The 12,926-nt window shown below is 72.7% G+C and carries 8 protein-coding genes; 5 read left to right on the forward strand and 3 right to left on the reverse strand.

Features of this window, described 5'->3' with window-relative positions:
• Positions 1 to 129 precede the first annotated feature (129 nt).
• From WMF34_RS18630 to WMF34_RS18650, 5 genes are all read left to right on the forward strand, one after another.
• Positions 130 to 780 carry a transaldolase family protein gene (locus WMF34_RS18630; protein WP_012236229.1) on the forward strand — a complete coding sequence of 217 codons (651 nt, stop codon included), beginning with the start codon at positions 130 to 132 and terminating at the stop codon, positions 778 to 780.
• Positions 781 to 828: 48 nt separating this feature from the next.
• A complete protein-coding gene (locus WMF34_RS18635) occupies positions 829 to 2,355 on the forward strand; it encodes a methyltransferase domain-containing protein (protein ID WP_012236230.1) in 1,527 nt (508 codons plus the stop codon).
• Between the two features lie 159 nt (positions 2,356 to 2,514).
• Entirely contained in the window at positions 2,515 to 3,531 is a 1,017-nt protein-coding gene (locus WMF34_RS18640) for a hypothetical protein (protein ID WP_437994082.1), read from the forward strand.
• A gap of 198 nt (positions 3,532 to 3,729) precedes the next feature.
• Entirely contained in the window at positions 3,730 to 7,770 is a 4,041-nt protein-coding gene (locus tag WMF34_RS18645; RefSeq protein WP_437994083.1) for a hypothetical protein, read from the forward strand.
• Positions 7,771 to 8,010: 240 nt separating this feature from the next.
• Positions 8,011 to 9,693 carry a hypothetical protein gene (locus tag WMF34_RS18650; RefSeq protein ID WP_437994084.1) on the forward strand — a complete coding sequence of 561 codons (1,683 nt, stop codon included), beginning with the start codon at positions 8,011 to 8,013 and terminating at the stop codon, positions 9,691 to 9,693.
• Positions 9,694 to 9,710: 17 nt separating this feature from the next.
• Here the strand turns inward: WMF34_RS18650 and WMF34_RS18655 are convergent, their stop codons facing one another.
• The 3 genes from WMF34_RS18655 to WMF34_RS18665 form a co-directional block, all read right to left on the reverse strand.
• Positions 9,711 to 9,959 carry a hypothetical protein gene (locus WMF34_RS18655; protein WP_231864921.1) on the reverse strand — a complete coding sequence of 83 codons (249 nt, stop codon included), beginning with the start codon at positions 9,957 to 9,959 and terminating at the stop codon, positions 9,711 to 9,713.
• Between the two features lie 53 nt (positions 9,960 to 10,012).
• Entirely contained in the window at positions 10,013 to 11,284 is a 1,272-nt protein-coding gene (locus tag WMF34_RS18660; protein WP_437994085.1) for a hypothetical protein, read from the reverse strand.
• 142 nt (positions 11,285 to 11,426) lie between these two features.
• Entirely contained in the window at positions 11,427 to 12,797 is a 1,371-nt protein-coding gene (locus WMF34_RS18665; protein WP_437994086.1) for a hypothetical protein, read from the reverse strand.
• Positions 12,798 to 12,926: the final 129 nt, after the last annotated feature.

Below are 12,926 nucleotides of genomic sequence, written 5' to 3' on the forward strand. Positions count from 1 at the left end.
GCGTGGACGGTGTCTCGTTCTCAACTTCTCCACTTCTCCCCTTCTCCCCTTCTCCCCTTCTCCCCTTCTCTATTGCATCGAACTGGCCTAGACCGCACCGGGGCTCGAGCGAGCCCGCTGGAGCGATCCATGTTCTTCCTCGACAGCTCGAACCCGGCCGAGATCAAGGAGCTCTTCTCCTGGGGCGTGCTCGCCGGCGTGACCACGAACCCGCTCATCCTCGCGCGCGACGCGGGCTGCGTCGATCTCGAGCGGCGCATCCGCGAGGTGCTCGCGGCGTCGGCGGGGCCCGTGTCGGTCGAGCTGACGAGCGAGGACGAGGCGGCGATGCTCGACGAGGCCCGCGCCTATCACGCGTGGGCGCCCGAGCGGATCTGCGTCAAGGTGCCGTTCAGCGACGTCGGCCTCAAGGTGACGCACGCCCTCGCGAAGCGCGGCGTGCGCACCAACGTCACGTGCGTGATGAGCTTCAACCAGGCGTACCTCGCGGCGCTCGCCGGCGGCGCGTACGTCTCGATCTTCAGCGGGCGCATCCGCGACATGGGCTACGCCGCGACCCCGGTCATCGAGCGCACGCGCGCGAGGCTCGAGCGCGAGCGGCTGGGCGCCGAGATCATCGTCGGCTCGATCCGCCACCTCATGGACGTGAACGAGGCGCTCGACGCCGGCGCGCACATCGTGACCGTGCCTCCCGCCATCTTGCGGAAGATGCTCCACAACCCGAAGACCGAGGAGACGATCCGCGAATTCAACGCCGCCTGGGAGAAGCGTGCTAAGTAGCCGCGCGTGAACGCCGAGCCCGGCCACGCGCGAGGAGACGGGGAAGACGTGGAAGGCCGCGAAGACCGCGGGCCGCGCCCTCTCGGCAACGGGGACGCCCCGGGCCGGCGCTCGCCGCCCCGCGCCGCGCCGGAGGCCTTCGCCGGGCGCAAGTACGCGGTCGAAGAGGTGAATCGGGCCCTCGTCGCCGTCGCCGGCCGGCCGCGGACGGTGCTCGACGTCGGCTGCGGGATCGGGCTCAACGGCGCCGCCGTCAAGCGCACGGGCGCGCGCGTGACCGGGATCGAGATCGCGCCCGGCTCGCTCGCGCGCGCCGGCGCGGCGCTCGACGAGGTCCTCGCCGCCGACATCACGAGCGACTCCGCCGTGCGCGAGGCGCTCGGCGACCGGCGCTTCGACCTGCTCCTGTTCGCCGACGTCCTCGAGCACACCGCCGACCCGCTCGCCGTGCTCCGCCGCTTCCTGCCCCACCTCGAGGAGGACGGCCACGTCATCGTCTCGCTCCCCAACGTCGCGGCCTGGCCGGTGCGCCTCGGGCTGCTCGCCGGCCGGTTCGACTACGAGCCGAGCGGCATCCTGGACGACACGCACCTCCGCTTCTTCACCCGCGCGTCGGCGGTCCGGCTCATCGAGCGCGCCGGGCTCGAGGTGCTCCGCGTCGAGCAGAACCCGATGCTCGTCCGGGCCGCCAAGGGGCTCATCCTCCGCGGCCTCGGCGCAGGAGACGACCCCGGCGATCTCGCCAGCTCGCTCCCCTACAAGGCGTATCACGCGCTCGTCCGCCCGCTGGAGGACGTGGTCGCCGACCGCGCGCCCGGCCTCCTCGCGTTCCAGCACGTGATCGTCGCCAGGAAGCCGCCGCGCCCGCGCCGGATGCGGCTCACCGTCGGCATGCTGACCATGGATGAAGAGGAGAGCGTCGGCGCCATGATCGGCGAGATCAGGAAGGCGGCGCCCGACGCGGAGATCCTCTGCGTCGACAGCTCCACGCGGGACAGGACCCCGGAGATCGCGGCCGGCCTCGGGGCGCGCGTGCTCCGGCAGGTGCCGCCCCGCGGCCACGGGCCGGCCATGGAGCTCCTCATGTACAGCGCCGCCGCCCGGAGCGATCTGCTCATCTACCTCGATTGTGACTTCACCTATCCGGCCGAGAACATCCCCGTGATCAGGCGCCTCATCGAGGAAGAGGGCGCCGACGTGGTGAACTGCGCGCGCACCCGCACGAGGCCGGCGGCCATGCCGGTCCCGAACTACATCGCCAACCGCGCCTTTGCCGCCATGACACACGCGATGCATGGCATCCCGACATCTGACGTCCACAGCGGAATGCGCGCCTATCGCTGCTCGGTGATTCGCGCGTTCGATTTCGACGGTGAGGGCGACGCGTTGCCCATCGACACGCTGCTCTTCCCCGCGAAGTGCGGCTATCGCGTGGTGGAGATGCCCATCGAGTACAACGAGCGCGTCGGCACCTCGAAGCTGCGCAAGCTGGCTGGCACGGTGTGGACGATGATTCGCCTGCTGCGCGCGCTCCCCGTCGGCGCCCGGCTCGGCGACCGCTACGAGCGCCGCTAGGCGTCACGCCGCGCGGCGACGCGGACGAAGCGCGCCGGGCTCATCGGCGTGTGACGTGAATGTGGCTGTAGCGACGCGGCGCGGCGTCACCTCGACCGCGTGGTCATCGCATTGCCGCCGCCTATACTCCGCACCTTGCAACACCAGAGGAGGCAAGAGATGCGGTTTCTGAAGGGTTTTTGCGTATTAGGTGTGTCCGCGCTGATGGGCGCGGCGGCGGGAGCGGGGTGCGGGGGCGACGACGCCGGCGAGACGAGCTCGAGCTCAGCGGGAGGGACCGGCGGCGGGGCTCCTGCCGACTGCTCGCCCACGAACCCGGTCTGCACGGCTGTCGCTTCCGAGTGCATTGCCGTCCACGACAATCAGGGCGCGACCAAGTTCGGTCTGCGGATGGCGCAGCTGACGATCACGAAGCCCGACGTGCTCGCGGTCGGCTATATCGCCCGCCTCGTCGCCGAGGGCCTGACGATGAATCTGCCCGTGTGCAACTTGAATGGCACCGGGACCTTCTCCTGGTTGCTCGAGTTCGACACGGCGACCGGCAAGCTGCGCACCGGCGGCGCGATGCCCACGAGCGATCCGCGCGCGGGCTACTGCTTCGCCAACATGTCTGCAGGCGAGTTCGAGATCGCGCCGAAGGAGCTCGACGCCCCGCTGACCGACGGCGCGTGGAGCGGCGCGGCCGACATCCTGAACGTCCCGATCTTCCTGGACACGGGCGCGGGAGGCGCGGCCGCCGAGCCGATCGTCCTGCCCATGCACCAGGTGCAGCTCACCGACGCGAAGGTGTCGGCGGACAACAACTGCATCGGACGGTACAACCGCGAGGGGCTCAACCCGATGGAGGCCTGCCTCCCCGGCCCGGACGGCGATCCCCCAGCGTTCATCAACGGCGGCAAGCTCACCGCGTTCATCACGCTGGAGGAGGTCGACCGGGTGATCATCCCCGGGATCGAACAGAGCCTCTGTGTCGTGCTCTCGGGCGATATTGGAGAGTACGGCACCGGTGAGACGCCCAATACGTGCAAGCGCGACGAGAGCGGCGAGATCGTGCTGAAGGGCGACTGGTGCAGCGCGACGAACTCGGCCGCGACGGACGAGTGCGCCGACGCCTATGCGCTCGGCGGCGAGTATGCCGCGAGCGCCGTCAAGATTACCGGTCTCTGTCCCCAGTAGCGCTTGCGGGCGGCTCTCCGGGGAGCGTACGATCTGTCGTGGCGTCCTGGAGCCCGCGCCCAGCGGGCGCGGCGCTGCGGGTCGTGCTCCCCCGGAGGGTTCCTTATGCCCCGCGTCATCAAGCATTTCTCTGCCATCCTTGTTCTCCTCGTCATCGCCGGATGTGCCGCTTCGGGAGGCGGGTGCGCCGGCTGTGGAATGACCCCCCTCCCCGCCGGCTTCAAGCCCGCGGACCGCATCGAGAACGCCGGCGCGGCGCGGCTCACGCAGTCGGGCGTCGAGTTCCTCGAGCACAACCTGGGTGTCCTCGGGCGCGCGCTCCTCGGGGGTGGGGACGGCGGCGTGATCACGTTCTCCATCCCCCGATCGACGGGCTCCGTGGCCCTCGGGGCCATCGATTACGCGCTCTGCCCTGACGGGGCCGATCCGTCGGCGACTCCCCCGGAGTGCATCGCCGAGATCGACGCGGGGCGCGCAGCGCTTCAGATCCAGCCCAGGACGCCACACAACCTGCTCGTCCGGGGCGAACTGCCGGTGCGCCTGCAGAGCCTGCCCATCTTCCTCGACGGCGGCATCCTGGGGGAAAGCACCCAGTACGTCACCCTCAACGGCAACGACGCGTGCCCGCCCGACGCGCAGACCTTCACGAACATCGATGTCGAGGTCGAGCTCTCGATCGAGATCGACGTCAATCCGCAGCACTCGCGGCAGGGCTACTCGCGCGTCAAGGTCGTCCGGCTCTCGATCGACGAGGACCAGCTCGTGTCGAACCTGCACCTCGACTGCGGAGGCACGTGGGTCGGTGATGCGCTGGATTTCGTGAAGCCGATCATCACGAGCTTCATGGGATCCATGTCGAACGCGCTGAAGGCCCAGCTCGACCAGCAGCTCTGTCTGAAGGCGGAGCCGACGCAGGATCCGGCCTGCCCCGACGGCACGAACGACATCGGCGGCGTCTGCCGTTACGGCACGCACGCGAGCGACGAGTGCGCCTCGATCCTGCTCGGCGTCGAGGGCCACATCGATCTCGGCCGGCTGCTCGCGAGCGTCTCCCCGGGCACGCAGGGCGGGTTCGACCTCCTGCTCGCCGGCGGCGGCACGAGCGAGCGGGACGACGGCTCCGATCTCGCGTGGGGCGACCTCAACCCGGTCGGCAACGGGCTCACGCTTGGCCTCTATGGCGGCGCCGAGCCGGTGCCGACATCGAAATGCGTGCCGCTGTCGAACATGGCGCTCCCGGCGGGCATCCCGATTCCCGATGAGCTCGTCGCCAACACCGTCTCCGACTGGCCAGCCGACCTTCCCGGCCCCCACGTCGGTCTCGCGATCTCCGAGCGCTTCGCGAATTATGCCATGAACGGTCTCTACAACAGCGGACTGCTCTGTCTCGGGATCTCCACGGAGACGGTGCCTCTCCTCAACTCTGGCACGCTGGGATTGCTGGCCCCCTCCGCAAGGGATCTCGCGCTGCAGCGCGAGTCGCAGCAGGTCGCGGTCGTCATCCGTCCGCAGGTGCCCCCTCGGCTCACCTTTGGCAATGGCACGAACGGAAGCGACGACCCGCTGATCCGCATCCAGCTGGACCGGGCGAGCTTCGATTTCTACGTCTGGTCGCTCGACAGGTTCATCCGGTTCATGACGGCGACGTTCGACGTGGATGTGCCCATGAACCTCTCGGTCACCCCCGAGGGGCTCACGCCGGTGATCGAGGCGCTCAGGGTCGAGAACGGCGAGGTGACGAACAGCGGACTGCTCCGGGAGAACCCCGACAACATCGCGAAGGCGCTGGGCGGCCTCCTCGGCGGCCAGCTCGGGCAGCTGATCGGCGGCGGCATCCCGGCGATCGATCTCGACGGGCCGCTCTCCGCGCTCGGGCTCTCGCTGGTGATCCCGGAGTCGGCCGAGGGCGCGGGCTCCCCCGGCCTGCGGAAGCTCACGAAGGGGCAGGACAACTACCTCGGCATCTTCGCGGCGTTCGGAACGACGGCGCAGCAGCGCTCGGCGAGGAGCGACACCCGGGCCGAGCTGAGCCGCAAGGAGGTGCGCGCCGAGGGGCTCCGCCTGCCCACGATGACCCGCGACAACGGGCCGACGGCGCGGCTCGTCATGAGCTCGCCGCTCGACGACGGCACGCGGGCCGTCGAGTACTCGTACCGCATCGACAGCGGCGTGTGGCGCCCGTTCACGCGCGAGCGCATCGTCGAGCTGCGCGACGACTGGCTGCGGCTGCCGGGGCGTCACGTGATCTCGGTGCGATCGCGGATCGCGGGCGCTCCCCTGTCGCTGGATCCCACGCCGGCGATCGTCGAGATGGTGGTCGACGTCGATCCGCCGGTCATCTCCGTCGGCGCCGCGGTGGACGGCCGGGCGCCGCTCGAGGTGCGCGATCGGGTCTCGGACGCCGCGCGCGCGAAGGTGCGCGTGCGGCTCGACGACGGCGCGTGGTCCCCGTGGTCGACGGCGGCGGAGACGACGTCGGTGGACGTCGGTGACGCCGTCGACATCGAGGTCGAGGCCGTGGACGAGGAGGGGAACCTCGGCACGGCGCGGCAGGCGATCCTCCGCGGCCGGGTCCCCGTCGACCCGTCGGCGGGCTGCAGCTGCGTCGTGGCTGGCGGCGCCGGCGAGACGCCGTCGGGCGTCCGCTGGCTCGGCCTCGCCATCGCGGCGGCGGCCTTGCGGCTCGCGCGGCGCGGCGACCGGGGCTCGTCGCCTCGGCGCCCCGCGCGGCGCGGCGCGCGGGGCGTGAAGGGCGCGCTGGCCGGGGTCGCCGTCATGGCGCTCCTCGGCTCGCACGCCGGATGCTCGTGCAGCGAGGAGCCGGAGCAGGTGGAGCCGGGGTGCGTCGCGCCCGACTGCATGACGCTGGAGCACGGGCTCATCGGCGCGTACACGTCGGTCGCGGTCGCCGCCGACAAGCGCACGGTCTGGGTCGCCGGCTACGCGGAGGCCGACTGGCGCAACGCGTTCGCGTGGGGTGACCTCGTGGTCGGCACGTGGGACGGCGAGGCGGTCGCGTGGGAGGCGATCGACGGGGTGCCCGCGGAGCCCCCGGTCGATCCGGCCCGGTTCGACGTGAGCGGGTTCCGCGGCGGCCAGACCGAGCCCGGCGACGACGTCGGCCTCTGGACGTCGATCGCGGTGGGGCCGGACGGCGAGCCGGCGGTGGCCTACTACGACCGCACGAACCGCGCGCTCAAGTTCGCGCAGCGGCAGGGCGGCACGTGGGCGGTGAGCTTCGTGCAGCAGGCGCCGAGCAGCGACATCGGCCGTTACGCGAAGCTGCTCTTCGTGAAGGGGTCGCCCGTCATCGCTTACCTCGCGATGGAGCCGGGCGAGGGCGGCGCGGTCACGTCGAGCGTCCGGATCGCGACCGGCGAGAGCGCCACGCCCGGGGAGGGTGCGTGGCGGTTCGAGGACGTGGCGAAGGACGAGGCGACGCCGTGCCGCGCCTTCCTCTGCGGCGCCGGGGCGAAGTGCATCCGGAGCACGGGGCGCTGCGCGACGGCGCTCGCGGCCGGCGACTGCGAGCCGGGGTGCGCCTCCGGGCAGGCGTGCATCGACGACGGCGGCTCGCCGGCGTGCGCAGCGACCTCCGACGGCAACCGGATCGAGACGTACCCCGAGGCGATCGGCGACTACATCGCGATGGCGCCCGACAATGCGGGCGGGTTCGGCCTGGCGTTCTACGATCGCATCCACGGCGACGTGGTGATCGCGTCGAGGTCGATGGGCGCGTGGGAGACCCGCATCGTGGACGGCGCGGCGCCGGACGGGACGGACACGGGCGACGTGGGCATGGGGACGTCGCTGTTCATCGATCGCGCCGGCGACTGGCACCTCGCCTACGCGGACGGCCGCTCGGAGGGGCTGCGGTACGCGCGGGTGAAGGGAGGCACGGAGGTCGAGCCCTCCGAGGTGGCGGACGACGGGCTCGGGATCGAGGGCGTCCCCTTCGAGGACGGGCAGCACCTCATCGGCGACGACGCGAACGTGTTCGTGACGGCGGCCGGGGAGGTGCGCATCAGCTACCAGGACGCGACGAGCGGGACCCTGCGGCTCGCGATCGGGACGAAGAGCGGCGACGGCCACAGCTGGCTCATCCAGGAGATCGAACAGGAGGGGTTCGCGGGCGCGTTCTCGCGCATCGTGGAGGTGGACGGGCGGCTGCTCATCGCGAACTGGTGGCGCGTCGGCGGACAGACCACGAAGGGAGACGTGGCGCTCGTCACCCCCTGAAGCGCGCGCCGGAGCGCGAGCGCCTGGGCCGTGACACGACGGGATCACCGCGTGCGGCGTCCCCCTGGAGCACTCGGCCGACCGATCGCCGTTGAGCAGGCGATCCGCCGACTGGGTATGCTCCCGGGTCGGCGCGGCCAGGGCGCGGGTGCGTCTTCTGCGAGGATCCGCAGGCAGAGCGAAGCGTCACAGGAAAGGCTTGGGACGATGAGAGCGACGGAACGAACGAGCAGCAACGCGGTGAGCAACGCATCCCCTGCGCCGTCCGGTGGAGCGCAGGATCAGTCCGGTGCGCCCGCGCGGCGCGCCGCGCGGCGGCGGATCGGCGTCCCGCTCTCGCTGTGGCTGTTCCCCGCCGCGTCGGCCGTCGCGGCGCTGCACCTCGCCGGGTGCTGGCCGCTGTCCTACGCCGAGGATTGCAAGGAAGACTCGAGGTACTGCCCCCCCGACACGACGGGCGGCGGCGAAGGCCCTGGCCCCACGTGCGAGCCGGACCCGACCCAGGATGCGAGCACGGTGGTGGACCGGTGCGCGGTGTTCGCGAGCGCGGGCGCGGCGTCCGGAGGAGATGGGACGAAGGCCAGGCCGTACGCGTCGCTCTCGGAGGCGCTCGCGAACGCGAACGGCAAGCGGGTGCTGGCGTGCGCGAGCGGAGTGTTCGAGGAGAGTGTCACGGTCCGGGCGGCCGTCGAGGTGATCGGCGGCTTCGACTGCGGCGCGGGCTGGACGTGGAGCCCGGCGGCGCGGAGCGCCATCGAAGGGCCCGGGAACAAGGTGGCGCTCACGCTGACGGAGGACGCGGGCGGGACACGGGTGCGGAGCTTCACGATCAGCGCGGCCAACGCGACGGTTCCGGGCGGATCGTCGATCGGCGTGGCGGTCGCGGACATCGACGCGCAGCTCGAGCAGGTCGACGTGATTGCGGGGAACGGGGTGAACGGCGCGAGCGGCGAGACGCCGGAGATCGTGCAGGACGGCGCGGACGCGCTGGAGGACGTCTCGAGCGCGTGCCTCGTGGCGGTCTACAGCGGCCAGCCCGGCGTCACGACGTGCGCGGATGGCGAGACGAGCGGCGGCGCCGGCGGCCTGGGTGGACAGCCCGCTGTCGATGAAGGGCGCGGGCAGACCGGCAGCGACGGCACGCCTGGTGCGGCCTCCCCGCCCGCATCCGGCATCGGCGGTATCGGGCACGGGCAGACGGGAGAGATGGGAGAGACGGTGGAGTGCAGGGACGGCGCGAGCGGCGCGCGGGGCGCCTCTGGCGGCGCTGGCACAGCTGGCAACGGCACCACGCTCACGCTGGCCAGCATCACCGGAGGAGACGGCGGCACAGGCGTCGGCGGGACGCGCGGTCAAGGCGGGGGTGGAGGCGGCGGCGCGAAAGCAGGACGTTTCTGCATGTCCAGCGGGGGTGGCTACATCGACGGCGCGGGCGCCAGCGGCGGCGGCGGCGGGGCCGGCGGCTGCGGTGGAACGGGAGGCGGCGGTGGAAAGGCCGGCGGGTCGAGCATCGGGATCCTCAGCCTGGGGACCAAGCTGGCGCTGACCGATGTCACCATCGCCGTCGGCAAGGCGGGTCATGGAGGCGAGGGCGGAGGTGGAAGCCCCGGCGGCGAGGGCGGCATGGGGGGCAAGGGGGGGAGTCGCGTCTCCGGCGCTGGCTCGCTCGCGGGTTGCATGGGTGGCAAGGGCGGTGCGGGCGGCGATGGCGGCCCTGGCGGCGGCGGCCGAGGCGGCCACGCGGTGGGCATCGCCTACCAGGTCACGCCGAGCCCCGCGGCCGCCGAGGTGCCGTTCACTGGAGGCACGGCTGGCAACGGCGGTTCCGCCGGTCTCGGTGGCTCCCCCGGAAGCGACGGCGCGCCCGGGGTGAGCGGCGCCTGCTGGGATTTCGCCACGAACCAGAGCTGCCCGCGGCCGTGATCGGCGCCGCCGCGCCGTCAGGCGCTCAGCGACACCGCGCGGATCTCCGCCGTCGCCGGGCCGCTCACGCGCGCGCGCTCCGCGGCCACGAGATCGAGGAGCTCTTGCCGGGTCGCCTGCCCGCTGTCGAGCAGCGCGCGCATCGCGCCGTCGACGCAGCCCTTCACCCGCGCCAGGCGGGGAGCGCTCTCCCCGCCCTCCCGCGCGGTCAGCATGTCGTGCAGCATCCGCCTGAGCCCCGCCATCGCTTCGGTCTTCGAGCGCATCGCCATCACCTCGCCCGATCGGCCTAGCGGAGGCGGCGCGATCCGGCCAAGTTTCAGGCGCGCGGCAGCTTGCCCAGCGCGAGGTCCGCAGCGTCGCGCTCGATCCCCGCGAGCGCGACCCCCGGGCCCTTCCGTGGGACGAGCACCACGCGGCAGCGGCCGCGCGTCGCCGTCTCCAGGTGCGACAGCCCGAAGTCGAGCGCCGCGCCGAAGGCGAAGACGAGCGCGCCCATGCCGAGCAGCTCCGGGGAGCCCGCGCGCGCGCCGTCGACGAGCAGCGATACGCCCAGGTACGTCCCCAGCCCCAGCGCGACGAGCCCCGCGTAGAGGGCGAGCCGCGGGTAGCGCACCTCGCGCGTCGCCCGGAGGAGCGCCTCGACCGGGATGTACGTCTCCCGCTCCTTCAGCGTCCGGCCGAACAGCTCGGTCCGGCTCCGGACGGTCACGCCCTTCGGGCCGACCTCCAGCGCGGCGGGCCGGCGGTACCGCAGAAGGAACCGCCCGGCGAGCCGGAGGACGTGCATCACGAGCAGGATCCCCGTCGCCGCCAGCAGCACGAGCGCCACCGGCCCGCGCGGCGGCGGTGACAGCTCGCCCGCGAGCCGCGCCGTCGCCCCGCCGTCGCGCTCCGGCGCCCACCGCTCGTCCCCGGTCGCCCCGGCGCCCTCCTGCGCGGCCCCGCCGGCGCTCGGCGCGCGGCTCGGCCGCCTGGCGGGCGAGAGCGCGTCGCGCAGCAGCGAGCGCACGATCGGATCGCGCACGTCGTCCACCAGCGCCGCGGCTTCAGCGCGCGCATCGGGCGAGGGGCTCCCCCGCAGCGCCGCCGCGGCGATGATCGCGCCCGCCCGGCCGAACTGCGGCAGCGCGCCCTGGTCGGCGCGCCGGACCAGCGCGGCGATCGACCGCCAGAGGCCCGCGGCGCGCTCGCCCAGCGCGGCGTCCAGCGCGGTCAGCGCGTCGACGGAGGTGTACGTCGCCAGCCAGACGAGCGCCTCGGCGACGCGGCCCTCCGCCTCCGGCCCGTCGGGCGGCGAGAGCGCGACCCCGCGCGCGAGCAGCGTGGCCAGGAGCACACGGGTCGCGCTCCCCGCGCCCTCGCTCGTGCCGCGCTCGAGCGCCCGGACCACGTTGCCGAACCGGGTCTCCGCGTCGGCGACCGACAGGCCCGCCCGGTCGACGAGCTCCGCGAGGCCGCCCTCCAGGGTCGTCCGCCGCTCGTCCGCGGCGGCAAAGGCCGCGGTGTGGACGACCCGCGCGAGGTCGTCGCCGCGGGGGTGTCCGGCAAGCTCATCGAGCACGGCGTACGGAGAGTGTTCGGGCGTCATCGGCGCGGGCTGGTCGGATTAACTGAACGCCGCCGCTTTGGCTAGTGTTCCGCGCGGCCCGGGCCGCGCTCCGCCCCGGCACGGCCCCCTTCGCCCCGGCGCGGCCGCCTTCGCCCCGGCGCGGCCGCTCTCGCCGCGCGCGCTACGGCTTCCGCGCGCCGCCTTGCTCCAGGAGCGCCTTCTCCACGAAGCCCATGATCAGCTTGAGCTGCCGGTTCGTGACGTGGAGCTTCGACCAGATGACCTTCCCGTCGGTGTTGAAGGTGATCTCATCCACCACATCGATCCTCGTGATCCCCAGGTCGATGGTCCGGATCGCGTTCAAGGTTTTCGTGAGCTCTTGCGCGTGAACCAGCGCATCTTCAGCGGATTCATCGCCCGCCGTGAGGGCGAGGTCCGCGCCCCCGTCCTTGGTCGGCGTGACGGTGAGGCGCATCCAGGCGAGGCTGCTCGGGACCGCCTGGACCCCGCGGAACGCGTTCGCGGGCGTGAGCATCGAGACGACGATGCCCGCTGCTGAAGATTTGTTGAATCCTTTCATGGACTTCAACTTGGACAGCTGATCTTCTTCAGCAGCGGGAAGGACCACGAGCAGCCGCCGGTCCGGGACCAACGCGAAGATGCGCTTGCTGCGGTCGGCGGTGGCCCGCGCGGCGGGGACGGGGGCGTCCTCGATCCACGCGCCGTTCGACCGCTGCACGATGACGTCGACGGCCGCGCGCATGGTCTCCTCCGGCGCCCGGTAGTCCATGACGGCGACGACCTTGCTGGAGTCGCGGAGCTGCGGCCCGGCGATGAGGAGGTGGTCGATGTCCCGGATCGGGTCGACGGCGGTGTCGCTGAAGAAGGACTGCCACTGCGGGATGGTCGTCAGGATCCGGCCGAACCACGCGCCGAGCTCGTGGTTGCGGAGCCGGTCGCCGGCGATGAGCACCTGGACGTTCGGGTCCTTCGACGCGAGCTTGCCCGGCGCGCCCGCGGCGCTCAGCGGGGTCCGCAGGTTCGGGTGGTCGCCGTCGTTCTCCGTGCCCCCATCGCCAGACGCGTCCGGGCCCGCGTCGCCCGGCGGCTTCCGGCGCGGCGCGGGTGTACCGCGCGCGCCCGCGTCCGGCGCCTCCGGCGAGGCGCTCGCCGACGCGACGGGCGGCGTCGCGGGCGCCGGCGTCGCCGGCGCTGCGGCGCCCGCGCCGGAAGGCGCCCCCTCGCCGCCGCTCGCGGAGGGCGCCGCCGCGACCGCGCTGGGGTCGTCCGCGAGGAGATCGAGATCGATCGGCACGATCGTCTCGCCGGCGTCGTAGTCGGCCAGCTCGCCCCGGAGCGCGAACATCGCGTCGAGCCACGCGAACAGCGGGGTCGGGAGCAGGGGCAGGTGCAGGAGCGCCGCGACGACGGCCGCGGTGACGAGCGCCCGCCTGGATGCGGCGCGAACGAGCGGGACGACCGCGGTGCCACGGCCCACGCGCTGGGCCTCCGTCGTGTTGTTCAAGCCACGCCCCGGGGTCCGTTCCGCCACGGCGGTACCCTAGCAGCAGCCGTCCGAACGGCATCCATGCCCCGGAGCGCGGCCGCGCCGCGCGTCGCGGCTTCGTGGCACGTCGTTCGCTCAAGCGATGGTCATGCGATGCCGCCTGCCCCGCCGTCC

The organism is Sorangium sp. So ce145 (genome assembly GCF_051525985.1).
In the GTDB taxonomy this organism is placed as follows: Bacteria; Myxococcota_A; Polyangia; order Polyangiales; family Polyangiaceae; genus Sorangium; species Sorangium cellulosum_B.

Coding starts and splice junctions, on each gene's coding strand:
- WMF34_RS18660 (WP_437994085.1), bottom strand. CDS start 11,284: ATGACGCCCGAACACTCTCCGTACGCCGTGCTCGATGAGCTTGCCGGA.
- WMF34_RS18630 (WP_012236229.1), top strand. CDS start 130: ATGTTCTTCCTCGACAGCTCGAACCCGGCCGAGATCAAGGAGCTCTTC.
- WMF34_RS18640 (WP_437994082.1), top strand. CDS start 2,515: ATGCGGTTTCTGAAGGGTTTTTGCGTATTAGGTGTGTCCGCGCTGATG.
- WMF34_RS18655 (WP_231864921.1), bottom strand. CDS start 9,959: ATGCGCTCGAAGACCGAAGCGATGGCGGGGCTCAGGCGGATGCTGCAC.
- WMF34_RS18645 (WP_437994083.1), top strand. CDS start 3,730: ATGACCCCCCTCCCCGCCGGCTTCAAGCCCGCGGACCGCATCGAGAAC.